General features: G+C 69.6%; 21 protein-coding genes and 1 tRNA gene. 10 read left to right on the top strand and 12 right to left on the bottom strand.

Annotated elements, in window-relative coordinates:
• The first annotated feature begins 3 nt into the window (after nucleotides 1-3).
• A complete protein-coding gene (gene metG / locus BLW27_RS09955; RefSeq protein ID WP_089882756.1) occupies nucleotides 4-1,713 on the top strand; it encodes a methionine--tRNA ligase in 1,710 nt (569 codons plus the stop codon).
• Nucleotides 1,714-1,721: 8 nt separating this feature from the next.
• Here the strand turns inward: metG and BLW27_RS09950 are convergent, their stop codons facing one another.
• Nucleotides 1,722-1,934, bottom strand: a complete 213-nt coding sequence (locus BLW27_RS09950; protein WP_089882754.1) for a hypothetical protein — start codon at nucleotides 1,932-1,934, stop codon at nucleotides 1,722-1,724.
• A gap of 136 nt (nucleotides 1,935-2,070) precedes the next feature.
• Here BLW27_RS09950 and truB point away from each other — a divergent pair, with 136 nt between their 5' ends.
• Nucleotides 2,071-2,979 carry a tRNA pseudouridine(55) synthase TruB gene (gene truB, locus BLW27_RS09945; protein WP_089882752.1) on the top strand — a complete coding sequence of 303 codons (909 nt, stop codon included), beginning with the start codon at nucleotides 2,071-2,073 and terminating at the stop codon, nucleotides 2,977-2,979.
• Between the two features lie 49 nt (nucleotides 2,980-3,028).
• Here the strand turns inward: truB and BLW27_RS09940 are convergent, their stop codons facing one another.
• Nucleotides 3,029-3,853, bottom strand: coding sequence for an alpha/beta fold hydrolase (locus BLW27_RS09940; RefSeq protein ID WP_089882750.1), 825 nt, complete (start codon nucleotides 3,851-3,853; stop codon nucleotides 3,029-3,031).
• A 216-nt stretch (nucleotides 3,854-4,069) separates the two neighbouring features.
• Between BLW27_RS09940 and BLW27_RS09935 the strand changes: the two genes are divergently transcribed.
• The 5 genes from BLW27_RS09935 (at nucleotide 4,070) to BLW27_RS09915 (ending at nucleotide 8,796) form a co-directional block, all read left to right on the top strand.
• A complete protein-coding gene (locus tag BLW27_RS09935; protein ID WP_089882748.1) occupies nucleotides 4,070-4,498 on the top strand; it encodes an FKBP-type peptidyl-prolyl cis-trans isomerase in 429 nt (142 codons plus the stop codon).
• A gap of 125 nt (nucleotides 4,499-4,623) precedes the next feature.
• Nucleotides 4,624-5,409 (top strand): 3-oxoadipate enol-lactonase, encoded by a 786-nt coding sequence (gene pcaD / locus BLW27_RS09930; RefSeq protein ID WP_089882745.1) that lies wholly within the window; start codon nucleotides 4,624-4,626, stop codon nucleotides 5,407-5,409.
• Nucleotides 5,410-5,413: 4 nt separating this feature from the next.
• A complete protein-coding gene (locus BLW27_RS09925; RefSeq protein ID WP_089882742.1) occupies nucleotides 5,414-6,121 on the top strand; it encodes an alpha/beta fold hydrolase in 708 nt (235 codons plus the stop codon).
• 63 nt (nucleotides 6,122-6,184) lie between these two features.
• A complete protein-coding gene (locus BLW27_RS09920; protein WP_089882740.1) occupies nucleotides 6,185-7,279 on the top strand; it encodes a Zn-dependent alcohol dehydrogenase in 1,095 nt (364 codons plus the stop codon).
• 86 nt (nucleotides 7,280-7,365) lie between these two features.
• Nucleotides 7,366-8,796: an amidase gene (locus tag BLW27_RS09915; RefSeq protein ID WP_089882738.1), complete on the top strand. Its 1,431-nt coding sequence runs from the start codon at nucleotides 7,366-7,368 to the stop codon at nucleotides 8,794-8,796.
• A 120-nt stretch (nucleotides 8,797-8,916) separates the two neighbouring features.
• Here the strand turns inward: BLW27_RS09915 and BLW27_RS09910 are convergent, their stop codons facing one another.
• The 6 genes from BLW27_RS09910 to BLW27_RS09885 form a co-directional block, all read right to left on the bottom strand.
• Nucleotides 8,917-10,812 carry an acyl-CoA synthetase gene (locus BLW27_RS09910; protein WP_089882736.1) on the bottom strand — a complete coding sequence of 632 codons (1,896 nt, stop codon included), beginning with the start codon at nucleotides 10,810-10,812 and terminating at the stop codon, nucleotides 8,917-8,919.
• Between the two features lie 138 nt (nucleotides 10,813-10,950).
• A complete protein-coding gene (locus tag BLW27_RS09905; protein ID WP_089882928.1) occupies nucleotides 10,951-12,750 on the bottom strand; it encodes an ABC transporter transmembrane domain-containing protein in 1,800 nt (599 codons plus the stop codon).
• 104 nt (nucleotides 12,751-12,854) lie between these two features.
• Nucleotides 12,855-12,928 (bottom strand) — tRNA-Gly (locus BLW27_RS09900).
• A 46-nt stretch (nucleotides 12,929-12,974) separates the two neighbouring features.
• A complete protein-coding gene (locus tag BLW27_RS09895; RefSeq protein ID WP_089882734.1) occupies nucleotides 12,975-13,640 on the bottom strand; it encodes an SOS response-associated peptidase in 666 nt (221 codons plus the stop codon).
• A complete protein-coding gene (locus BLW27_RS09890) occupies nucleotides 13,640-14,845 on the bottom strand; it encodes a class I SAM-dependent methyltransferase (RefSeq protein ID WP_089882732.1) in 1,206 nt (401 codons plus the stop codon). Before BLW27_RS09890 ends, BLW27_RS09895 begins: the two co-directional genes overlap by 1 nt.
• 161 nt (nucleotides 14,846-15,006) lie before the next feature.
• Nucleotides 15,007-16,566, bottom strand: a complete 1,560-nt coding sequence (locus tag BLW27_RS09885) for a bifunctional metallophosphatase/5'-nucleotidase (RefSeq protein WP_089882730.1) — start codon at nucleotides 16,564-16,566, stop codon at nucleotides 15,007-15,009.
• A 187-nt stretch (nucleotides 16,567-16,753) separates the two neighbouring features.
• On the opposite strand from BLW27_RS09885, the gene BLW27_RS09880 reads away from it, so the two are divergent.
• The 3 genes from BLW27_RS09880 to BLW27_RS09870 are packed head-to-tail and all read left to right on the top strand — an operon-like array spanning nucleotide 16,754 to nucleotide 18,611.
• On the top strand, nucleotides 16,754-17,095 hold the full coding sequence (locus BLW27_RS09880; protein ID WP_089882926.1) for a DUF952 domain-containing protein: 342 nt from the start codon (nucleotides 16,754-16,756) through the stop codon (nucleotides 17,093-17,095).
• The gene (locus tag BLW27_RS09875) at nucleotides 17,092-17,556 is read left to right on the top strand and encodes a DUF1330 domain-containing protein (protein WP_089882728.1); all 465 of its coding nucleotides are present in this window, start codon (nucleotides 17,092-17,094) and stop codon (nucleotides 17,554-17,556) included. The genes BLW27_RS09880 and BLW27_RS09875 overlap by 4 nt, the downstream gene beginning before the upstream one ends.
• A complete protein-coding gene (locus BLW27_RS09870) occupies nucleotides 17,553-18,611 on the top strand; it encodes a quinone-dependent dihydroorotate dehydrogenase (protein ID WP_089882726.1) in 1,059 nt (352 codons plus the stop codon). The genes BLW27_RS09875 and BLW27_RS09870 overlap by 4 nt, the downstream gene beginning before the upstream one ends.
• A gap of 129 nt (nucleotides 18,612-18,740) precedes the next feature.
• Here BLW27_RS09870 and BLW27_RS09865 read toward each other — a convergent pair whose 3' ends face one another.
• From BLW27_RS09865 to rpsA, 4 genes are all read right to left on the bottom strand, one after another.
• A complete protein-coding gene (locus BLW27_RS09865; protein WP_089882724.1) occupies nucleotides 18,741-19,406 on the bottom strand; it encodes a phosphoribosylanthranilate isomerase in 666 nt (221 codons plus the stop codon).
• 85 nt (nucleotides 19,407-19,491) lie between these two features.
• Entirely contained in the window at nucleotides 19,492-19,860 is a 369-nt protein-coding gene (locus BLW27_RS09860; protein WP_089882722.1) for a LapA family protein, read from the bottom strand.
• Between the two features lie 8 nt (nucleotides 19,861-19,868).
• Nucleotides 19,869-20,150 carry an integration host factor subunit beta gene (gene ihfB, locus BLW27_RS09855; RefSeq protein ID WP_023849055.1) on the bottom strand — a complete coding sequence of 94 codons (282 nt, stop codon included), beginning with the start codon at nucleotides 20,148-20,150 and terminating at the stop codon, nucleotides 19,869-19,871.
• 288 nt (nucleotides 20,151-20,438) lie between these two features.
• Nucleotides 20,439-22,118 carry a 30S ribosomal protein S1 gene (rpsA, locus tag BLW27_RS09850; protein WP_089882720.1) on the bottom strand — a complete coding sequence of 560 codons (1,680 nt, stop codon included), beginning with the start codon at nucleotides 22,116-22,118 and terminating at the stop codon, nucleotides 20,439-20,441.
• Nucleotides 22,119-22,354 lie beyond the last annotated feature (236 nt).

The raw sequence follows: 22,354 nt of genomic DNA, 5'->3' as shown, positions 1-22,354 counted from the left end.
GCCATGGCCAGGCACCTGATCACATCCGCCATTCCCTACATCAACGGCGTCAAGCACCTCGGGAATCTCGTGGGCAGCCAGCTGCCGGCCGATCTCTACGCCCGCTACCTGCGCGCCCGCGGCCACGAGGTGCTGTTGCTCTGCGCCACCGACGAACACGGCACCCCCGCCGAGCTGGCCGCCAAGAAGGCCGGCAAGCCGGTCGCCGAATACTGCGCCGAGATGTGGCAGGTGCAGAACGATCTCGCGCAGGGCTTCCGCCTGTCCTTCGACCATTTCGGCCGCTCCTCCTCGCCCCAGAACCACCGCCTGACGCAGGCCTTCGCCAAGGCGCTGGACGAGGCCGGGCTGATCCGCGAAGTGTCCGAGACGCAGATGTATTCGCCCACCGACGGACGATACCTGCCCGACCGCTACATCGAGGGCACCTGCCCCAATTGCGGCTTCGAGAGCGCCCGCGGCGACCAGTGCGACAACTGCACCAAGCAGCTCGACCCCGTGGACCTGATCAACCCGCGCAGCGTGATCTCGGGCGCCACCGACCTCGAGATGCGCGAGACCAAGCACCTCTACCTGCGCCAGTCGACCATGAAGGACGAGCTGGAGAAGTGGATCGACACGCGCGAGGGCTGGCCGGTACTCACGACCTCGATCGCCAAGAAGTGGCTGACGGACGGCGACGGCCTGCAGGACCGCGGCATCACCCGGGACCTCGACTGGGGCATCCCCGTGCAGCGCGGCGACGAGCCTTGGCCGGGCATGGAAGGCAAGGTCTTCTACGTCTGGTTCGACGCACCGATCGAATATATTGCCTGCGCGCAGGAATGGGTCGATGCCGGCAAAGGCGACGACTGGCAGCGATGGTGGCGCACCGACGCGGGCGCCGACGACGTGCGCTACACCCAGTTCATGGGCAAGGACAACGTACCCTTCCACACGCTCAGCTTCCCGGCCACGATCCTCGGCTCGGCCGAGCCGTGGAAGCTGGTCGACTACATCAAGTCGTTCAACTACCTCAACTACGACGGCGGGCAGTTCTCGACCTCGCGCGGGCGCGGCGTGTTCATGGACAACGCGCTGGAAATCCTGCCGGCGGATTACTGGCGCTGGTGGCTGCTGTCCCACGCGCCCGAAAACTCGGATGCCGAGTTCACCTGGGAAAACTTCCAGACCTCGGTGAACAAGGACCTCGCCGACGTGCTGGGCAACTTCGCCAGCCGGGTGACCAAGTTCTGCCGCTCGAAGTTCGGCGAGGCGGTCCCCGAGGGCGGCACGCCCGGAGAGATCGAGGAGCGCCTGATCGCCGACCTGACCGCCAAGCTGCGCGAATACGAGACGCACATGGAGGCGATCGAGATCCGCAAGGCCGCCGCCGCCCTGCGCGCGGCCTGGGTCCTTGGCAACGAATACCTGCAGGAAGCGGCCCCCTGGTCGACCTTCAAGACCGACCCCGAGCAGGCGGCGATGCAGATCCGCCTCGCGCTCAACCTGATCCGGCTCTACGCGATCGTCTCGCAGCCCTTCATCCCCGACGCCAGCGCGCAGCTGCGCGAGGCGATGGCGACCGACGACGCTTGGCCCGAGGACGTGCCCGCCGCGCTGCAGACGCTGAAACCCGGCCACGCCTTCACCGTGCCCGACGTGACCTTCCGCAAGATCACCGACGCCGAGCGCGAGGACTGGCAGGCGCGGTTTTCCGGCACGCGAGCCTGAAACCCTGCTTAAGGAATGTAGGCGATCACTCGTTTGCCGGCACCGCAGCAGGCGCAGCGACTATCGCGTCGAACAAAACCGCTCATTGAAGCTAGTTCGCGCGTCTTGTGATTTGCGTGCTGACGTAAAGACAGGTTAAGCCGCTCGGCGATGCAATCGTCGCACATCGCTTGCGGCGAGAGCTGTTTGAGAAGATCCGACACGTCTTCCAGCACGGTCATGGATAGCCCTCCGATAAAGTGTTCGGACGATACCCGAAAATTGCCCTCGTGGCCCGTCGAACTTCAGACCGGCCAAGTTGACAGACCGGCGACCCGTTGCTAAGCGGCCCGCCTCACCGAACATCGAAGGATCACCATGGGACGCAAGCGCAAGGGCCGCGACATTTCCGGCTGGCTGGTGGTGGACAAGCCCGCCGGCCTGACCTCGACCACCGTGGTCAACAAGGTCCGCTGGGCGCTGCAGGCGAAGAAGGCGGGCCATGCCGGCACGCTCGACCCCGCCGCCACCGGCGTGCTGGCCGTCGCGCTGGGCGAGGCGACCAAGACGGTTCCCTACATCACCGACGCGCTGAAGGCCTACCGCTTCACCGTTCGGCTGGGCCAGGCTACGAACACCGACGACGCCGAGGGCGAGGTGATCGAGAGCAGCGACACGCGCCCTTCGGACGACGAGATCAAGGAGGCGCTGAACGCCTTCGTGGGCGACATCATGCAGGTCCCGCCGCAATTCAGCGCCGTGAAGATCGACGGCCAACGCGCCTACAAGCGCGCCCGCGACGGCGAGGCGATGGAGATCGAGGCCCGCCCGCTCTGGGTCGAGGAACTCACGTTGATCGACCGCCCCGACCCCGACCACGTCGTGCTGGAGATGGTCTGCGGCAAGGGCGGCTACGTCCGCTCGATTGCCCGCGACCTCGGCCGCGCGCTCGGCTGTCTCGGCCACGTGGTCACGCTGCGCCGCACGTGGTCCGGCCCGTTCGAGGTCGAGGATGGCGTGACGCTGGACCAGATCGACGCCGAGGCGCAGACCGAGGCGCTGGACGCCCGCCTGCTGCCGGTCGAAACCGGCCTGCACGACCTGCCCGAACTGCGCACCACCGCCGACGGCGTCGCGCGCCTGCGCAACGGCAATCCCGGCACGGTGCTTCCGGGCGACGTCGAATACGGCGACGAGGCCTGGGCGTCCTACGAGGGCCGCGCCGTGGCGGTCGGCGTGTTCCGCGCCGGCGAACTGCACCCCACCCGCGTCCTGCTCCAGGACTGACCTGTTGCGGGACGGTGGGCGGGGCGACGTGCCGCAGGCACGAGCGCCGTCAGCCGTCCAGCATCCGCAGCCAGCGCCGCAGCGCATCCAGCGCCTCCGGCTCGTCCAGGAACGGGATATGGCCGCGGCCCGGGATCTCGGCCGCGATCATGTCGGGCCGGCGGCGCTGCATCTCGGCGAAGGTCTCGGGCGTCAACAGGTCCGAATTCTCGCCCCGCAGCGCACACAGCGGCAGGCCCTTCAGCGCGTCGAACAGCGGCCACAGGTCCGGCGCCGGCTGCGCGCTGCTTTCCAGCACCGCCTCGCGCAGCGCGGGATCGTAGGTCAGGTCCAGCCCGTCCCGGTTCTCGACGAACAGGCGCTCGGCCTCCTCCAGCCAGCGGCTTTCCGGCACAGCCACAAAACCGGTCATCACCTCGGCCCGCCGCGCCGCGGCCTCGCGAATCGTCTTCTGCGCCGGCCGCCGGCCCAGATAGGCCTTGATGACGTCCAGCCCGGGCTCGGCGATCTCGGGGCCGATGTCGTTCAGCGCGACGCCCGCCAGCCTGTCCTTCGCCGTCGCGGCCAGCATCATGGCGATCAGCCCGCCCCGCGACGTGCCCAGCACCGCCGCGCGCGGCAGCTCCAGGTGGTCGAGCAATTCGACCGCGTCGCGCGCCTCGACCGGAACGGTGTAGGTCTCAGGCGGGGCCCAGTCGCTTCGGCCGCGGCCGCGATAATCCAGCCGAATCAGGCGCGTATCGCCCAGGTGCGGCGCCACGAAGTCGAAATCCCGCCCGTCGCGCGTCAGCCCGGGCAGGCACAGCAGCGCGCGCCCCTGCCCCTCGTCCGTGTAGTGCAGGCGTATCCCGTCGCTGGTCGTGAAATGCGGCATCCGGTCTCTCCATCGGGCGGTCGCGGGCAGCGTCCCACAGCGCAGCGGCGGCGCCAAGGCACTTGACGCGCGCACCGGGCGGATCGGCCGCACCGGGCCATTGTTTGCAAACTGCCGCCGCAGACCTTACCTTTGAAGGCAGCAGAGCACGACGAGCACCCGGGAAGCGACCCGGCCTCATCCATCAACGCACTTCCAAACAGACGGAGACACCCCATGACGCAGGTCAAGACCGGCGACACCGTTCGCATCCATTACACCGGCACGCTCCAGGACGGATCGACCTTCGACAGCTCCGCCGGCCGCGAGCCGCTGGAATTCAAGGTCGGCGACGGCCAGATCATCCCCGGCCTCGAATCCGCCGTCCCCGGCATGAGCGTCGGCGACAAGAAGACCGTCGAGGTTCCCGCCGACGAAGCCTATGGCCAGCCCAACCCGCAGGCGCTGCAGGCCGTTCCGCGCACCGAGATCCCCGACGAGATCCCGCTCGAGGTCGGCACGCAGCTGCAGGTCCAGACGCCCACCGGGCAGGTCATGCCCGTGACCGTGGCCGACGTGACCGACACTGAGGTGACGCTGGACGCCAACCACCCGCTGGCGGGCAAGGACCTCAAGTTCGACATCGAGCTGGTCGAGATCGCCTGAACCACGCCTCGCGACACCGCGACGATACGGCCCCGGCGCACCCCCGCCGGGGCCGTTTTCGTCTCGACCCTTCCGGCGGGGCGGCGGCTGCGCTACCAATCCCTGAAACACCGGAGGGCACCACCATGCACATGGCCGATCTGGGCGACATCAGCCTGCATTACCGCATCGACGGCGATCCGGACGGCATGCCCGTCGTCTTCGCCAACTCGCTGGGCACCGACCTGCGCCTGTGGGACCCGATCCTGCCGCACCTGCCCGCCGGCCTGCGCATCCTGCGCTTCGACAAGCGCGGTCACGGCCTGTCCGACTGCCCCGACGGCCCCTATGCGATGGGCAAGCTGATCACCGACGCCGAGCGGCTGATGGAGCATACGGGCTTCACCAACGCCGTCTTCGTCGGCCTGTCGATCGGCGGCATGATCGCGCAGGGCCTCGCGGCCAAGCGGATGGACCTGATCCGCGCCGCGGTGCTGTCCAACACCGCCGCCAAGATCGGCACGCGCGAGATGTGGGCCGACCGCATCGCGCAGGTCGAATCCGCCGGCATGCACTCGGCCGTCGACGGCACGATGCAGCGCTGGTTCTCGGCCCCCTTCCGCGAGACGGCTCAATTCCGCGCATGGCGGAACATGTTCCTGCGCACGCCCCCGCAGGGCTGGACCGGCTGCGCCGCGGCCATCGCCGGCACCGACTTCATGTCCACCACCGCCGGCCTGCGTCTGCCCGTGCTGGCAATCTCCGGCTCCGAGGACGGGTCCACCCCGCCGGACCTGGTGAAGGAGACCGCCGACCTCGTCCCCGGTTCGTCACACGAGCTGATCCGCGGCGCGGGCCACCTGCCCTGCGTGGAAAAGCCCGAGGAATACGCCGCGATCCTGACCCGCTTCCTGCGCGCCCAGGGCCTCTAGCGACGTGGCGCGCTTCCTGCTGATCCACGGCGCCGCACACGGCGCGTGGTGCTGGCGCGACACGATCCCGACGCTGCAGGCGCTGGGACACGAGGCGCGCGCCATCGACCTGCCCGGCCACGGCGCCGACACCACGCCCTTGGCCGAGGTGACGCTGGAGAGCTACGCCGACGCGATCCTGTCCGCGCTAGACGAACCGGCGATCGTCGTGGGCCATTCCATGGGCGGCTATCCGATCTCCGTCGCGGCCGAGCGCGCGCCGGAACGGATCGCGCGCCTCGTCTACCTGTGCTCCTACGTGCCTTGGCCCGGCCTCAGCCTTGCGCAGATGCGGCGCGAGGCGCCGACCCAGCCGCTGGTGCCCGCGATCCGGCGCAACGACGACGGCGTCAGCATGCGTTTCGACCCCGCCATGGCGCGCGACCTGTTCTACCACGATTGCAGCGACGAGGCGGTGGACTTCGCCCTCGCGCACCTGTCCGACCAGCCCCTTGCGCCGATGCAGACGCCTGCCGTCCTGGGCGAACGCTATGCCAGCGTCCCCCGCAGCTACATCGTCTGCGAGCGTGACGGCGCGATCCCGCCCGTCTTCCAGCACCGCATGGCCGCCGACTTCGCCCCCGAGGACCGCCACGCGCTGCCGACCTCGCATTCGCCTTTCCTGTCGGCCCCCGATGCACTCGCCCGCCTGCTGGACCGCATCGCCGGCTGAGCGCGCTTCGCGCTTGCACCCGCGCCCGTGCGCTGGTCCTCTGCCCGAAACAGGAGGAACACGATGCCACAGATCCGGGCCGCGGTCTGCACCGCGTTCAACGAACCCTTGACGATCGAGACCCTGCACCTGCGCGATCCGGGTCCGGACGAAATCGAGGTGACGCTGGACGCCGTCTCGATCTGCCACTCCGACATCCATTTCGCCGAGGGCGCCTGGGGCGGCGCATTGCCTGCCGTCTACGGCCACGAGGCCGCGGGCCGCGTCACGGCACTGGGCGACGGCGTCACCGGGCTGGAACCCGGCACCCGCGTCGTGGTCACGCTGATCAAGTCCTGCGGCACCTGCCGGTCCTGCACCACCGGCCGCCCGGCCCTGTGCGAACAGACCGCAGACGCGCCCACCAAGCTGACCCGCGCCGACGGCACCGAGGTCGCGGCCGCGATGCATTGCGGCGCCTTCGCCGAGCGCGTGGTGGTCCACCGCAGCCAGGTCGTTGCCCTGCCCGCCGAGCTGCCGCCGGAGTCGGTGGCGCTGCTGGCCTGCGGGGTGATCACCGGCATCGGCGCGGTGGTCAACGCGGGCCGCCTGCGCCCCGGCGAGGACGTCGTGGTGATCGGCGCCGGCGGCGTTGGCCTGAACGCGATCCAGGGCGCGCGCATCGCGGGCGCCCGCCGCATCGTCGCCGTCGACATGAACGAGGCCAAGCTGGAGACCGCCAAGGCCTTCGGCGCCACGCACGGCGTGCTGGCGACCGACCCGAAGCCCTGGCGCCGTGCCCTGCGCGCGCTGGGCCGGGGCGCGGATCTCGTCGCCGTCACGGTGGGCAACACGAAGGCCTACGACGACGCGCCGCGCTACCTTGGATGGGGCGGGCGCATGGTGATGGTCGGCATGCCCGAGGCCGGCGCCAAGGCGACCTACGAGCCGGTGATTCCCGCCCTGTTGGGGCAGCATTTCATCGGCTCGAAGATGGGCGACGTCGTGATCTCGCGCGACATTCCGTGGATGGCCGACCTCTACGCCCAGGGCCGTCTGAAGCTGGACGAGCTGATCTCGGGCCGCTGGCCGCTCGACCGGATCAACGAGGCCATCGACGACACCCGCCGCGGCGGTGCGCGCCGCAACGTGATCGTCCTGAACGACCCGTCGGGGTGACGCCGTGACCGGCGCGCCGCGCTCTCTGTTCGCCCGCACACGGCCGTGCTAGCGTCTGCCGGACGCCTCAAAACACGCGGTGCCCCATGAAGACTGACCGACCGGGCTTTACCGGCCCCGACCTCTGCCGCCTGACGGCCTGCGAGGCGCTCGATGCGCTGGCCGCGCGCCAAGTCTCCGCGCACGACCTCGTCGAGGCCAGCCTTGCGCGCATCGAGCAGACCGGCCCGGCGATCAACGCGATGGTCACGACCTGCCCCGACCGGGCACGCGCCGCCGCAAGCGCGCTGCCGCCGGCGACGCTGCTGGCGGGACTGCCCGTGGGCATCAAGGACCTGACGCCCGTCGCCGGCGTGCGCACCACCTGGGGCACGCAGGCCTTCGCCGATCACGTCCCCGAGGAGAGCCACCCGCTGGTCGAGCGGATGGAGGATCGCGGCGCCATCGTCATCGGCAAGACAAACACGCCCGAACTCGGCGCCGGGGCCAACACCTTCAACGCGATCTTCGGCCCCACCCGGAACCCGTGGGACACGCGGCAGAACGCCGGCGGCTCGTCCGGAGGTGCTGCGGCGGGCCTCGCCACGGGCGAGGTCTGGCTCAGCCACGGCTCGGACCTCGGCGGCAGCCTGCGGACCCCGGCCGCCTACTGCGGCATCGTCGGCCTGCGCCCCTCGCCCGGCGTGGCCTGGGGCGGACCGGCCACCAACGCCTTCGATTCCATGCCGGTGCAGGGCCCGATGGCCCGCAACGTCGAGGATTGCGCCCTGTTCCTGGACGCAATGACGGGCTGCGACCCGCGCGCGCCGCTGTCCTGGCCCGCGCCCGCCACGCCCTACCGCGACACCTGCCGCCAGGTCCCGGGCGAAGTGCGCATCGCCTTCTCGCACGATCTCGGCGGGCTCGCCCCGATCGAGCCCGCGATGGAACAGGCGCTGCGCGACGCCGTCGGCCGCATCGACGCGGGCGGCCTGCCGGTCGAGGAAACCGCGCCGCCCAGCGCAGGAACCGAGGACATCTTCCGCACCCTGCGCGCCTTCGGCTTCTGGGTCGACGCGCGCGAGACGCCCGAGGACGTCACACGCCACTACAAGGCGACGCTGCGCCAGAACATCGCCGAGGGCCGCGCGCTCGACGCCGACACGGTCGCCGACGCACACTCGGCCCGCACGCGCCTCTACGCGGCGATGGCGGACTTCATGACGCACCACGACGTGCTCGCCGGGCCGGTCGTCGGCCTGTTCCCGCTTCCGGTCGAGACCGAGTACCCGCCCAGCGTCAACGGCCATGACAGCCGCGACTACCTGGACTGGCTGCGCTTCGCGATGCTCGCCACCCTGTGCAGCCTGCCCGCGATGTCGATCCCCGTCGGGTTCAACGCCCAGGGCCTGCCCGTGGGCCTGCAACTGATCGGCCGCCCGCGCGGCGAGGGGCGCCTGCTGCAGATCGCCCGCCGGATCGAGGAGATCCTGGCGCTCGACCTGCGCCCGATCGACCCGAGGGTGACCCACGCCTGACCGGCTCCACGCGGTCCACGAGCGTTTCTTCTGCCGATGAATACCCCGGTCAAATCCCGCAGGAACCGGGCAGTGCGCCCCGCCTTCGCCGAACCATCGTGCGGCGAAGGCGGATTGCGCTCAGGCGGCCCTGGCCTTGCCGGCCGCTTCCCACGGCCGGGTGAAGTCGCCCAGCACCTTGCCGATCTCGGCATCCGACGCGCCGTTGCCCTCGACCTGCGCGACCAGTCCGCGCTTCTTGTCGTCGATCACCGCGACCACGCGTGCATCCAGGCCCGCCTTCTCCAGCGCCTCGTTGTAGATCCGCCTGATCGCGTGTTTGCGCAGGTCCGGCTTGAAGATCTTGCCCACGGCGGTCTTGGGCAGTTCGGGCAGGATGGTCATGTGCTTGGGATGCGCCGCGCGCTCGTGCACGTGCACGCGGGCGTGGTCCAGCAGTTCCTCCTCGGTCACCTCGGCCCCGGCGACCAGTTCGACGAAGGCGCAGGGCAACTCGCCCGCGTAGGCGTCCGGCTGGCCGATCGCACCCGCGAAGGCCACCGCCGGGTGCGTCAGCAGCGCCTCCTCGATATCGGCCGGGTCGATGTTGTGGCCCGAGCGGATGATCAGGTCCTTGGCCCGGCCGGTGATCCACAGGTAGCCATCGGCGTCGATGCGCCCAAGGTCCCCCGTGCGCAGGTACTTGCCGTAGTGGAACAGGTCGGCGTTCTTGTCGGCCTCGGTATAGGTGTGCCCGGCATAGACGCCAGGGTTCGACACGCAGATCTCGCCGATCTGGTCGATCTCGCATTCCACCGGCTCGCCGTTCGCCAGCTTCGTGATCTTGACGTCCGTGTAGGGAAACGGGATGCCGATGCTGCCGACCTTCTTGACGCCGTCGACGGGATTCACGCTGACCAGGCAGGTCGCCTCGGTCAGGCCATAGCCCTCGCAGATGGTCACGCCGCAGGCCTTCTCGAACCGCTTGAACAGCTCAAGCGGCATCGGGGCCGAGCCCGAGAACGCCGTCTTGACGCTGCTGATGTCGGCATCGACCTTGCGCTGCATCAGCGCCGACACGGCCGTCGGCACCGTGATGACGAAGGTGATCTTCCAGCGCTCGCACAGCTTCCAGAAGTTGTCGAACACGCCGTCGCCGCGATAGCCTGCGGGCGTCGGGAACACGACCTGCGCGCCGGAACACAGCGACGCCATCAGGATCACGTGGCACGCGAAGACATGGAACAGCGGCAGCGGGCACATGATCACGTCGGTCTCGTCGAACAGCAGGCGCGCGCCCAGCCAGCCGTTGTAGATCATGCCGGAATACTTGTGCTGCGCGACCTTGGGCATGCCGGTCGTGCCGCCGGTGTGGAAATAGGCCGCCACCCGGTCGCCGGTGCTGTCCTCGAATTGCAGCGTGCGCGGCTGTTTCGCCACTTCCTTGCCGAAATCCTTGACGTCGGCGTGGCTGCCGCCCTTCAGCTTGGGCCGCACCAGCGGCACGATCCACGACTTCGGCGGCGTCAGGTAGCGGTTCAGGTCGACCTGCAGGATCGTGTGCACGCCGGGCGCGTGGCGCACGGCCTCCTCGACCTTCTGCGGCACGTCGGTTTTGGGGAACGGCTTCAGCGTGACCACCACCTTCGCCTTCGTCTCGCGCAGGATCGAGGCGATCTGCTCGGGCTCGAGCAGCGGGTTGACCGGGTTCACGATGCCCGCGACGGCACCGCCCAGCAGCGTGGTGATCGTCTCGTTGCAATTGGGCAGGACGTAGGCCACCACGTCGTCCTCGCCGATCCCGAGCGAGCGGAACAGGTTCGCCGCCTGCGCGGTGCGGGCGCGCAACTCGGACCATGACAGCGTCTCGGCCTTGTCCTTCGCTCCGGACAGAAGCTGATAGCTCATCGCCGGTCTTTCGGGGAAGGCATCGGCGGTCCGGCACAGCTGCTGCCACAGCGTTTTCGGAATGTCGCGCGCTTCCCAAGGACCTTCGGCCTCGATCGCGTCGCGATCGGCCATTCCCGCGTAGGTCATGTCCGGTTCTCCTCCCGAATGACGGTGTTTTTTCCGGCATTGTGCGAAGATCGTGCAATCCGCGCAAGACGCGGCGACGCAAGGGAAACGGCGACTGACGCAGCGTTGCGGCGCACCCACCGGCGCGCCGCGAGCAGGTTACTCGGCAGCGATTCCGTCGGTGAACTGAAGCCGCGCCAGCCGGGCGTAAAGCCCGTCCTGTTCCACCAGCCGGTCGTGCGAGCCGCTGGCCACGATGCGGCCCTGGTCCATCACCACGATCCGGTCGGCCTTCTTCACCGTGGCCAGCCGGTGCGCCACGATGATCGTCGTGCGCCCCTGCGCCAGCCGGTCGACGGCCTGCTGCACCGCGCGCTCGCTCTCGGCGTCCAGCGCGCTGGTCGCCTCGTCCAGCAGCAGCACGGGCGCGTCACGCAGGATCGCGCGGGCGATCGCGATGCGCTGCTTCTGCCCGCCCGACAGCATCACGCCGCGTTCGCCCAAATAGGTGTCGTAACCGTCGGGCAGCGCCTTGATGAATTCGTGCGCGGCGGCGGCCTGTGCGGCAGCCTCGATATCCTCGATCGAGGCGCCGGGGCGGCCGAAGCGGATGTTGTCGGCGGCCGAGGCCGCGAAGATCATCGGGTCCTGCGGCACCAGCGCCATGTGGCGGCGAAAATCCGTCCGCGCCATCGCGCGCAGGTCCACGCCGTCCAGCGTGATCGCGCCCTCCTGCGGGTCGTAGAACCGCTGCAGAAGCTGCACGATCGTCGTCTTGCCCGCTCCCGAGGGCCCGACCAGCGCCACCGTCTCGCCCGGCTTCACGACCAGATCGACCGCGTCCAGCGCGGGCACGTCGGGCCGTGCCGGGTAGATGAACGAGACCTTGTCGAACACGATCTCGCCGCGCACCGGCTCGGGCAGCGTCTGCGGCGTCTCGGGATCGCGCACCGCGTCGGTCGCGTGCAGAAGCTCGATCAGCCGCTCGGTCGCGCCCGCGGCGCGCTGCAACTCGCCGATGATCTCGGACAGGGCGGCGACGGCGCCCGCGACCATCACCGAGTAGATCACGAACTGGATCAGCGTCCCCGCGGTCAACTCGCCCGCGCGCACGTCCCACGCGCCGACCCACAGCACGCCGACGATGCCGGTGAAGACTAGGAAGATCACGATCGCGGTCATCGCGGCGCGGGTGGTGATCCGGGTGCGTGCGGACTGGAAGCTCTGCTCGGTCACGTGGGCGAAGGTGCCCCGCGTCGCGGCCTCGTGGGTGTAGGCCTGCACCGTCTGCACGGCGCCCAGCGCCTCGGACGCGTTGCCCGACGATTGCGCGATCCAGTCCTGGTTCTCGCGGCTCAGCACGCGCAGGCGGCGGCCCAGCACGATGATCGGCACCAGCACCGCCGGCACGATCAGCAGCACCAGCCCCGTCAGCTTGGGCGAGGTCGCCAGCATCAGCACCAGCCCGCCCGCGAACAGCAGCACGTTGCGCAGCGCGATCGACACCGACGCCCCCACCACCGACAGGATCAGCGTGGTGTCGGTGGTGATCCGGCTCAGCACCTCGCCGGTCATGATCCGTTCGTAGAACGCCGGCGACAACCCGATCACCCGGTCGAACACCGCCTTGCGGATGTCGGCCACCACGCGCTCGCCCAGCCGCGTGACCAGCGCGTAGCGCAGCGCCGTGCCGATCGCCAGAAGTGCGGCGATCCCAAGCGCGGCGGCAAAGTAGCGGTCCAGCAGCGCGCCCTCGGCCGCGTTGAAGTTGTCGACCACCCGCCGCACCGCCAGCGGCAGCACCAGCGCCACGGTCGCCGTCAGGACAAGCGCCGTGATCGCCGCGGCCATCAGGCCCTTGTAGGGGCGCATGAACGGCCACAGAGCGCGCAGCGAGCTCAGCTTGCGCGATTTCTCGCGGTCGTCGTCGGTGGATACGGTGGTCGGTCCGTGGGCCATGGCCCCTCCCAGATGTTTGGGCGGTTGTGCCACGTGGGCGGTCAGGGTCAAGCGTCGCATTGCCGCGCATCGGCACCGCTGGCGTCGTTCCGGCTGTCGGAGGGTGGAGCGGGCAGCGGGAATCGAACCCGCACCAAGAGCTTGGAAGGCTCGTGTGATACCATTTCACCATGCCCGCGCTGATCGCAGAGGTATGCGAAGCCTCGCCTGTCGTCAAGCCGGGCTCAGGCGCTGTTGGGAACGATCAGGTCCGGACCCGATGCGCGGTTCGAATTCACCGCCGGGTCCACCCGGTGCAGGACCAGCGTCCCCGCGGGCGCGGGGCGCATCAGCGTCGCCGCACCGTGGCCCGCCTCGCCCAGCCATTTCGCCCAGTCCTCGGGCGCCACGATGACCGGCATTCGGTGGTGGATCGCGGCGATCTCGCCGGCCGCGGCGCAAGTGACGATGGTGCAGGTGCGCAGCGTCTCGCCGTCCCGCGTCCAGTCCTGCCAGAGGCCGGCGAAGGCCAGCGGTGCGGCGTCCGCCTTGCGGATGTACCAGGGCAGCCGCGCGCCGGACGGGTCCTTCGTCCACTCGTAGCAGCCCGACGCGGGAATCAGGCAGCGCCGCGCGTGGGCGGCCTCGCGGAAGGCGGGCTTTTCCGCGACCGTCTCGGCGCGCGCATTGAACAGCGGCGGGCCGTCGTTCGGCGCCTTGTACCAGCGCGGGATCAGCCCCCAGCGCATCGCCACCAGCCGCCGCCCGCCGTCCTCGGACCGGACCACGTGGATCCGGTCGGTGGGGCAGACGTTGTAGTTCGGCACCATCGGCAGGTCGTTGTCGGGCCGCGCCTCGAACAGCTGCGCCATCGCGTCGGGCGGCAGCGTGATCGCGAAGCGCCCGCACATCAGCGTCGCCCGCCCGCGCCGAGCCCCGAGTAGAGCAGCAGCCCCCAATCGACCAACTCGCGCTCGACTGCCGCCCATGCGCCGCCGAACGCGATCGGATCAAGGCCCGCAGCCTGCGCAATCGTGGTCAGCGACCGGCGCCCGTCGATCGCCGCGATCAGCGGTGCGGCGGCCTTGGGCAGGCGCAGCACCGCCTGCGCCTCCTTCAGGGTCAAGGGAATATCCCGCTCCTGCGCGACCGCCTTGGCAAGCGCGGCCGCCTGCACCCCGCGCAGCCGGGGCACCAGCGTCCGCTCGCTGCCGCGCGCCGGCTTGCGATCGTCCTCGGCCGGCACGGCATAGGCGATGTGCATCCGAATCGTGCCGCGCAGCTTCTCGGCCACGCTCATGGCCGTGGCGTCGTCCATGCCATCGGGCCGCGCGATGATCCGCTTCAGATCGTAAAGCGCGGGCGTCGCGAAGCCCTGCAGCCGCCAGCCCGTCGCCGCCAGCGTCGCCAGCAATTCGTCCACGGCGAACGCCCGGTCCTGCCCGTGCAGCAGAAGGTCGTAGAATCCCGCGTCCGAGGCCTCGTGATCGCCCAGGTTGCGGTTGGCCCGGAACGGATGCCCCTCGGGCAGCGCCGCGACGATCGCGCGGGCCTTTGCCAGCCGCGCCTCGGGCGGCAGGCCCGCGAACAGCGCGCCGAACGCCTCCTGCAAGGGATAGACGCCGCTGCGGCCGTAGGGCGCGTAGACCATGAAGCCCATCCCGCCCCCGGGCGCCAGCGCCGCGCGCAGGGCGCGGAACCCCGCCTCGGGCTCGGGCAGGTGATGCAGCACGCCGCAGCAATCGATGTAGTCGAACGTGCCCAGATCGCCCGCCTCCAGCAGCGATCCGGTCTGGAACCGGATGCCGGTCAGCCCGCGCGCGCTTGCCCGCGCCTCGGCCACCGCGCGCGCCTGCGTGGACAGGTCGACATAGGTGATATCGTGATCCACGCCCGCCCAGGCTAGGACCTGCGCCAGCTGGATCAGCCCGTCTCCGGTGCCGCCGCCCGCCACCAGCGCGCGGAAGGGCCGCGCCCAGTCGCGCTTCCCGCCGAACAGCCAGTGGTCGATCTCCCACGGGTGCGACGGAGAGCCGACGATCAGCCGCGTCGCCTCGTCCGCGGGGTCGCGTTCGGGATAGGGATAGGCCTCGTAATGTTCGGTGACGCTGACCATGTTCCGCCCGTCATGCTGCGCATGACAATGCTCCGTGTGTCCTGCTGCGCAGCCTTGATGCCACGCGGCACGGCCGGCGCCAAGGGCGGGACGGACGCGGCCCTGCCTGGGTGGGGCCGACCCGTGCGCCGGACGCGACGCGGGCCGGCCCCTGCCGGGGCTTACCGGGCGATAACGATGCGCCCGTCCGTGTAGGGTTCGTAGGGCGCGTTCTCGGCCAGGTATTCCGCCGTGACGTCGGCCAGGTCGGGGCCGAAATCGTAGGCGTTGGCCGCATCGACGAGCATCGAGTACCCGTCACCGCCGTTGCGGACGTAGTTGTTGGACACCGCGCCGTAGGTCGCCTCGGGGTCCAGCGGCTCTCCGCCGATCATCACGTTCGACACGCGGCTGCCCGGCTCGGCCGAGGGATCGACCTCGAAGGTCATGCCGGCGACCTGCGGGAAGCGGCCCGCGGCCTCCTCCATCTGGCTCACGCCGTTCTCCAGCGCGGCCAGCAGCGTCTCGCCCGAGATCTCGAAGGTCGACAGCGTGTTCTGGAACGGCAGCACGGTCAGCACCTCGCCCATCGTCACCTCGCCCGCGTCGATCGAGGCGCGCAGCCCGCCGCTGTTGGCGATCGCCACGTCGATCCCCTGGTCGGCCACGCGGTCCAGCATGGCATCCGCGACCAGGTTGCCCATCGAGCACTCCATCTGCCGGCAGATCGCGCGGTCGCCCTCGATCGGCGCCTGCGCCTGCGCCACCACGCGGTTGCGGATCTCCTCCAGCGGCTGGGCCAGTTCGGTGATCCGGTCCACGGTCGCCACGTCCTCGGTGACGGCGGCATCCAGCAGCAGCGGCTCGCCTTCGGCCGAGACGACGTTGCCCTCGTCGTCGAAGGTCACCTGCAGCTCGCCCAGGAACTTGCCGTAGGCATAGGCCTGCACGATCGCCGTGTCGCCGACCATCGTCGGGTAGGGCCCGGCCGCCCCCTCCATGTCGCCCAGCAGCGTGTTGGTGTGGCCGCCGACGATCACGTCGACGCCGGTCGTCTCCTCGGCCACGCGCTGGTCGACCTTGTAGCCCGAGTGGCTGAGCACGACGATCTTGTTGACCCCCTGCTCGGTCAGCGCGTCGACCTGCTCCTGCACCGCCGGCACCGGGTCGCTGAAGGTGACGTTCGGGCCCGGGCTGGCCAGCTCGTGCGTGTCCTGCGGCGTCAGCCCGATCAGGCCGATCCGCTCGCCGTCCTTCTCGATCACCACGGACTTCTCGATCGCGTCGGCCAGCAGCGGCTCGCCGCCGAAGTCGGCGTTCGACATCAGGATCGGGAACTCGACCGTGTCGACGAAGTCGCGCAGCACCTCGGGGCCATCGTCGAACTCGTGGTTGCCCACGGTCATCGCGTCGTAGCCCATCTTGTTCATCATCTCGGCCGCCGCGGCGCCCTTGTAGTAGGTGTAGAACAGCGTGCCCTGGAACTGGTCGCCGCCGTCGACGAGCAGCCAGTTGTCGTTGCGCGCCTTGGCCTCGGCGATCGCGGTGACCAGCCGCCCCGAGCCGCCAAAGCATTCGCCGGCCTGGTTGTCCTCGGCCGAGCAGGTCGAATCGTAGGCGCTGATCGGCTCGAACCGGGCGTGAAAGTCGTTCGTGTGCAGGATCGTCAGCGCGTAGTCGGCCTGCGCCGCGCCTGCGCTCAGCGCCAGCACGGCCGCGCCGCTCAGGTATCGTGCGAACATCTGTTGGAACCTCTCTGTCGGGTTGTTGTGCAGCGATCGTGCCTTGCGCCCGCGCGCCTGTCAAAAACCATCGACGCCGGCGATCCGATCGACTGCGCGCGAAGACCCCCGCCGGAGAGCATCGGCGGAACACACGCCCGCGTGAGGCCTCTTGACCGCGCCCCGCCTGCGCGGCATCCCCTTGCACATGTTGATATACAAGATCCTCAGGCAGGACGAGTGGGACGCCCTGCAGGCGCATGGCGAAACCCGGGGCGCGCCCATCGACGAGGCGGACGGCTTCATCCACTTCTCGACCGCCGAACAGGTGCGCGAAACCGTGACGAAGCATTTCGCGGGCGTCGAAGGCCTGCTGATCGCGGCGCTCGACACCGATGCCCTCGGCGACGACCTGAAATGGGAGCCGTCGCGTGGCGGTGCCCTGTTCCCGCACCTCTACGGCCCGCTCCGGCTGGAGGATATCCTCTGGGTTCAGCCGCTGCCGCTCACCAGCGCGGGGCATGTCTTTCCCACGGATATCGGCGCATGAACACCGGACACACGGGCACGGGCCACACGGGCACGGGCCACGTCAATCCGACGCGCGACCAGTTCGACGCCTTCAAGGCCGGCGACCGCGACGCGCCGGTCGAGATGCTGAACCTCGTGCGCCTGCGCGACCGGGCCGAGTATCCCGCCGGCCACCCGCTGCACGGCGAAGGCCTGACCGGGGCGCAGGCCTATGCCCGCTACGGTGCCGAAAGCGCACCGGTGCTGGCGCGGCTGGGCGGCTCGATCCTGTGGCGCGGGCAATACCAGACCATGCTGATCGGCCCGGATGACGAGGTCTGGGACCACGTCTTCGTCGCCCGCTACCCGTCGGCCCGCGCCTTCCTTGCGATGGTCACGGACTCGGATTATGCAAGCGCCGTGATCCACCGCACCGCCGGCGTCGCCACCTCGCGCCTGATCCGCTGCGGCGCGGCCGAACCCGGCACCGCCTTCGGATGAGCCTGCTGGAACAGGCCGGTCTTGCCGCCCTGCGCCGGGTCGAGCCCGAGCGCGCCCACCGGCTGGCGCTGCTCGCCCTGCGCGCGGGCCTCGCCCCCGCCCCCGGCCTGCTCAGTTCCGACCGGCTGCGCACGCGCGTCGCGGGCCTGCCCCTGCCCAACCCGGTCGGCCTCGCCGCCGGTTTCGACAAGAACGCCGAGGCGCTGCTTGGCCTCTCGCGCGCCGGTTTCGGCTTTGTCGAGGTGGGCGCGGCCACGCCCCGGCCGCAGCCGGGCAACCCGCGCCCGCGCCTGTTCCGGCTGGCCGAGGATTCCGGCGTCATCAACCGCTTCGGCTTCAACAACGACGGGATGGAGGCGATCGCCGCGCGGCTGGCGCGGCGGCCGCGCGACATGGTGCTGGGCCTGAACCTGGGCGCGAACAAGGACAGCGCCGACCGCGCGGCGGATTTCGCCACCGTGCTGCGCCATTGCGCCGAGCATCTGGATTTCGCCACCGTCAACGTCAGCTCTCCGAACACCGAGCGTCTGCGCGACCTTCAGGGTCGCGACGCGCTGGCCGCCCTTCTGGGCGGGGTGATCGAGGCGCGCGACGCCCTGCCCCGGCGCATTTCCGTCTTCCTCAAGATCGCGCCCGATCTCGACGGCCAGGGCCTGCGCGACGTGGCCGAGGTGGCGCTGGCGGCGCGCGTCGATGCCATCGTCGCCACCAACACCACGCTCGCGCGCGAGGGGCTGCGCTCGGCCGCTGCGTCGCAGGCGGGCGGGCTGTCGGGGCGACCGCTCTTCGACCGCTCGACGCGGGTTCTGGCGCACCTGTCCGGGCTCACGAAAGGCGCGGTGCCGCTGATCGGCGTCGGCGGGATCGAGACGGCCGAGCACGCCTTCCAGAAGATCCGCGCGGGCGCCTCGGCGGTGCAGCTCTACACCGCGCTGGCCTATGGCGGGATCAGCCTCGTCCGCGATATCGTCGAGGGGCTGGACAAGCGGCTGGCGGCCGAGGGCTTCGCCTCGGTCGAGGAAGCCGTCGGAACCGGGCGCGACGACTGGGCCTAGATCCGGGCGCGAATCCGCGCCAGATGTTAACAGTTTCTGAATCCGTCTCTGCAAACCATTGATTTTGCTGCGCCGCCTCGATGTCCCACCGTGGGACACCCGGTGACGCCTGCCCTCGGACCAGCGCCTTCAGACCAGCTTCGGAACCGCCCGCGCCCCCTGCGCGGCCCGGACGAAGGCGCGGATCTTGTCCGCGTCCTTCACCCCCGGCGCCGCCTCGACCCCCGAGGAAACATCGAGCTGCCGCGCCCCGGTCATCGCCACCGCGTCGGCCGCGTTCTCGGGCGTCAGCCCGCCCGCCAGCATCCACGGCACCGGCCAGCGCCGCCCGGCGATCAGCCGCCAGTCGAAGGCCAGCCCGTTGCCCCCCGGCAGCGCCGCGTCCCTAGGCGGCTTCGCGTCCACCAGGATCTGGTCCGCCACCCGCGCGTAGTCATCGATGACGGACAGATCCTCGGCCGAGGCGACGCCCACAGCCTTCATCACCGGCAAGCCATATCGCGCCTTGACCGCGGCCACGCGCGCCGGCGCCTCGGAGCCATGAAGCTGCAGCATGTCCAGCGGCACGACGGCCGTAATTGCGTCCAGCGTGGCATCGTCGGCGTTGACCACCAGCGCGACCTTCGCCAGCCCCGGCGGCGCCCCGAGCGCCAGGTCGCGCGCCTGGTAGACGCCTAGGTGGCGCGGGCTCTTGGAAAAGAACACGAAGCCGCAATAGGCCGCACCCGCGGCGGCAGCGGCCTCCACGTCGCCGGGCCGCGTCAGGCCGCAGATCTTCACCCGCACATCCGTCATGCCCCGCCCCTTCGTTCTGGCGAAAATATCCCTGCGGATTCGCCGCAGGCGGCAGGGGCAGGCCCTCTACCAGCCTCGGGCGCCGTCACGCCCGGGTCGAACTCTGGTCCAGAAGCGCCAGGACCTCGTCCTTGTCCTTGTCGCGCTCGGCCTGGGTGCGGTGAAGCTCGCGCTGCAGCTTGCGCAGCTCGGCCTCCTTGTGGCGCGCCTCGGCGCGGTGCTTGTGCTCGCGCAGCCACTCCCAGACGAAGCCGATCAGCAGTCCCGCGATGATCCCGGCGAAGATGACCAGGAACAGCGGCAGCTCGATCGACATCGCGGCCCAGCCGAGGCCAGGCATCGTCGACAGCCCCTCGGGCAGGGTCGACAGCAGGACCGGCGCGCGGTTCGCCAGCGCCAGGCAGATCAGCACCACGGCCAGAACCGCGAGAAAGACGTAGCGGATGTAACGCATCAGTTGTCCTATTTTCCGTTCAGCCGGTCGCGCAGAAGCTTGCCGGTCTTGAAGAACGGCACGTGCTTCTCTTCAACCTCAACGGCTTCGCCCGTCCTCGGGTTGCGCCCGGTGCGCGCGTCGCGCTTCTTGACCGAGAACGCGCCGAAGCCGCGCAGTTCGACCCGGTCGCCGCGGGCCATGGCGTTGGTGATCTCTTCGAAGATCGTGTTCACGATCCGCTCGACGTCACGCTGGTAGAGATGCGGATTCTCGTCGGCGATCTTTTGGATCAGTTCGGATCTGATCATAGGCGCTTTCCCCCGGCATGCGTCACGTCGCGGCCACTTGCAGGACTATACGCCGAAACCGGGCCCGACGGAAACATGCATTGCGCGGGAAAACCCATGCAGCGCAGCACTTTGCCGCCCACTGCCGGCCTCGGGGCGGGCCCGGGGCAGCTGGGAACCTCACGGCGCGAAGGCCGCGCCTTGCAACGCCCGTCGTGCCGGACGGGCGATTCGCCCGTCGCGCCCGGAAACGCGAAAGGCCCCGGCGCATGTCCGGGGCCTTCTGCAATCGTGTCGAGCGGGTGCCGCTTACTCGTCGTCGCGGTTGAGCGCCGCCCCCAGGATGTCGCCCAGCGACGCACCCGAATCCGAGCTGCCGTACTGCTGAACCGCTTCCTTTTCCTCGGCGATCTCGCGCGCCTTGATCGACAGGCCCAGACGACGGGACTTCGTGTCGATGTTGGTCACGCGCACGTCGATCTTGTCACCGACCGAGAAACGCTCGGGGCGCTGCTCGGAGCGGTCGCGCGACAGGTCCGAACGGCGGATGAAGGACTTCATGCCCTCGTATTCGACCTCGATGCCGCCATCCTCGATCGCGGTGACCTCGACGGTCACGATCGAGCCGCGGCGCACGCCGCCGGCCGCATCGGCGAACTTGTCGCCACCCAGCGCCTTGATCGAGAGCGAGATGCGCTCCTTCTCGACGTCGACCTCGGAGACCACCGCCTGGACGATGTCGCCCTTGCGGTATTCCTGGATCGCTTCCTCGCCGCGCTGGTCCCAGGACAGGTCGGACAGGTGAACCATGCCGTCGATGTCGCCTTCGAGACCGATGAACAGGCCGAACTCGGTGATGTTCTTGACCTCGCCCTCGACATGCGTGCCCTCGGGATGGGTCTCGGCAAAGACTTCCCACGGGTTGCGCTGGGTCTGCTTGAGGCCCAGCGACACGCGACGCTTGGCGCTGTCGATCTCGAGCACCATGACCTCGACCTCTTGCGAGGTGGACACGATCTTGCCCGGATGGACGTTCTTCTTGGTCCAGGACATTTCGGACACGTGGACCAGACCCTCGACGCCCGGCTCCAGCTCGACGAACGCGCCGTAGTCGGTGATGTTGGTCACGCGGCCCTGGTGGACCGAGCCCAGCTGGTACTTGGCGCCGACCAGATCCCACGGATCTTCCTGCAGCTGCTTCATGCCGAGGCTGATACGGTGGGTTTCCTTGTTGATCTTGATGACCTGGACCTTGACCGTCTCGCCGATCGCCAGAATCTCGGACGGGTGGTTCACGCGGCGCCATGCCATGTCGGTCACGTGCAGCAGGCCATCGACGCCGCCGAGGTCGACGAACGCGCCGTACTCGGTGATGTTCTTGACCACGCCGTCGACCGCCTGGCCTTCGTGCAGGTTGGCGATGACCTCGGCGCGCTGCTCGGCGCGCGATTCTTCAAGGATGGCGCGACGCGAGACCACGATGTTGCCGCGGCGGCGGTCCATCTTGAGGATCTGGAACGGCTGCTTGAGCCCCATGAGCGGGCCTGCGTCACGCACCGGGCGGACGTCGACCTGAGAGCCGGGCAGGAACGCCACGGCACCGCCGAGATCGACCGTGAAGCCGCCCTTGACGCGGCCGAAGATCGCGCCCTCGACGCGGGCGTCGTCGGCATAGGCCTTTTCCAGACGGTCCCAGGCTTCCTCGCGGCGGGCCATCTCGCGGCTGATGACCGCCTCGCCGCGGGCGTTCTCGGCCGAGCGCAGATAGACCTCGACCTCGTCGCCGACGGAAATGTCGGGCTGCTCGCCGGGATTGGCGAATTCCTTCAGCTCGACGCGGCCTTCCATCTTGTAGCCGACGTCGATGATGGCCTGGCCCGCCTCGATGGCGATGACCTTGCCCTTGACCACCGAACCTTCGTTCGGCGTGTCCATCTCGAGGCTCTCGCTGAGCAGCGCCTCGAATTCTTCCATGCTTGCTTGTGCCATGTGGCTGCGTTTTCCTTTGCGTATTGTGCTATTCCGGCCGGGCGGTTGTCTCCGCCGGTCTTGGGTTGGTCAGTCGGGCCTTGCGGGAAACGAAAACAGGGCCGTTGCAGCGACCCGCGTCCGTCCACCCTGTCGCGCCCCATGGCCTTGCGGCCTTGTCGACGCGCCGCTCATACCGTCAAGGGCCGCGCAAGGCAAGGCCTTCGGGCGTCGGCGGGGCGGCGGGCGCGACCGTT

The sequence above is a fragment of the Citreimonas salinaria genome, assembly GCF_900107235.1.
In the GTDB taxonomy this organism is placed as follows: Bacteria; Pseudomonadota; Alphaproteobacteria; order Rhodobacterales; family Rhodobacteraceae; genus Citreimonas; species Citreimonas salinaria.
Note: the sequence above shows the minus strand (reverse complement) of the source record. Positions and strands in the feature narration are given on the sequence as shown.

What these genes read in the sequence shown, in the direction of transcription:
- ihfB (WP_023849055.1), bottom strand. Translation starts at nt 20,150, where the DNA reads ATGATCAGATCCGAACTGATCCAAAAGATCGCCGACGAGAATCCGCAT.
- BLW27_RS09950 (WP_089882754.1), bottom strand. Translation starts at nt 1,934, where the DNA reads ATGACCGTGCTGGAAGACGTGTCGGATCTTCTCAAACAGCTCTCGCCG.
- BLW27_RS09870 (WP_089882726.1), top strand. Translation starts at nt 17,553, where the DNA reads ATGAGCCTGCTGGAACAGGCCGGTCTTGCCGCCCTGCGCCGGGTCGAG.
- BLW27_RS09860 (WP_089882722.1), bottom strand. Translation starts at nt 19,860, where the DNA reads ATGCGTTACATCCGCTACGTCTTTCTCGCGGTTCTGGCCGTGGTGCTG.
- BLW27_RS09940 (WP_089882750.1), bottom strand. Translation starts at nt 3,853, where the DNA reads ATGCCGCATTTCACGACCAGCGACGGGATACGCCTGCACTACACGGAC.
- BLW27_RS09890 (WP_089882732.1), bottom strand. Translation starts at nt 14,845, where the DNA reads ATGGTCAGCGTCACCGAACATTACGAGGCCTATCCCTATCCCGAACGC.
- pcaD (WP_089882745.1), top strand. Translation starts at nt 4,624, where the DNA reads ATGCACATGGCCGATCTGGGCGACATCAGCCTGCATTACCGCATCGAC.
- BLW27_RS09935 (WP_089882748.1), top strand. Translation starts at nt 4,070, where the DNA reads ATGACGCAGGTCAAGACCGGCGACACCGTTCGCATCCATTACACCGGC.
- BLW27_RS09895 (WP_089882734.1), bottom strand. Translation starts at nt 13,640, where the DNA reads ATGTGCGGGCGCTTCGCGATCACGCTGCCGCCCGACGCGATGGCGCAG.
- BLW27_RS09910 (WP_089882736.1), bottom strand. Translation starts at nt 10,812, where the DNA reads ATGACCTACGCGGGAATGGCCGATCGCGACGCGATCGAGGCCGAAGGT.
- truB (WP_089882752.1), top strand. Translation starts at nt 2,071, where the DNA reads ATGGGACGCAAGCGCAAGGGCCGCGACATTTCCGGCTGGCTGGTGGTG.
- BLW27_RS09885 (WP_089882730.1), bottom strand. Translation starts at nt 16,566, where the DNA reads ATGTTCGCACGATACCTGAGCGGCGCGGCCGTGCTGGCGCTGAGCGCA.
- metG (WP_089882756.1), top strand. Translation starts at nt 4, where the DNA reads ATGGCCAGGCACCTGATCACATCCGCCATTCCCTACATCAACGGCGTC.
- BLW27_RS09920 (WP_089882740.1), top strand. Translation starts at nt 6,185, where the DNA reads ATGCCACAGATCCGGGCCGCGGTCTGCACCGCGTTCAACGAACCCTTG.
- BLW27_RS09915 (WP_089882738.1), top strand. Translation starts at nt 7,366, where the DNA reads ATGAAGACTGACCGACCGGGCTTTACCGGCCCCGACCTCTGCCGCCTG.
- BLW27_RS09880 (WP_089882926.1), top strand. Translation starts at nt 16,754, where the DNA reads ATGTTGATATACAAGATCCTCAGGCAGGACGAGTGGGACGCCCTGCAG.
- BLW27_RS09905 (WP_089882928.1), bottom strand. Translation starts at nt 12,750, where the DNA reads ATGGCCCACGGACCGACCACCGTATCCACCGACGACGACCGCGAGAAA.
- BLW27_RS09865 (WP_089882724.1), bottom strand. Translation starts at nt 19,406, where the DNA reads ATGACGGATGTGCGGGTGAAGATCTGCGGCCTGACGCGGCCCGGCGAC.
- BLW27_RS09875 (WP_089882728.1), top strand. Translation starts at nt 17,092, where the DNA reads ATGAACACCGGACACACGGGCACGGGCCACACGGGCACGGGCCACGTC.
- rpsA (WP_089882720.1), bottom strand. Translation starts at nt 22,118, where the DNA reads ATGGCACAAGCAAGCATGGAAGAATTCGAGGCGCTGCTCAGCGAGAGC.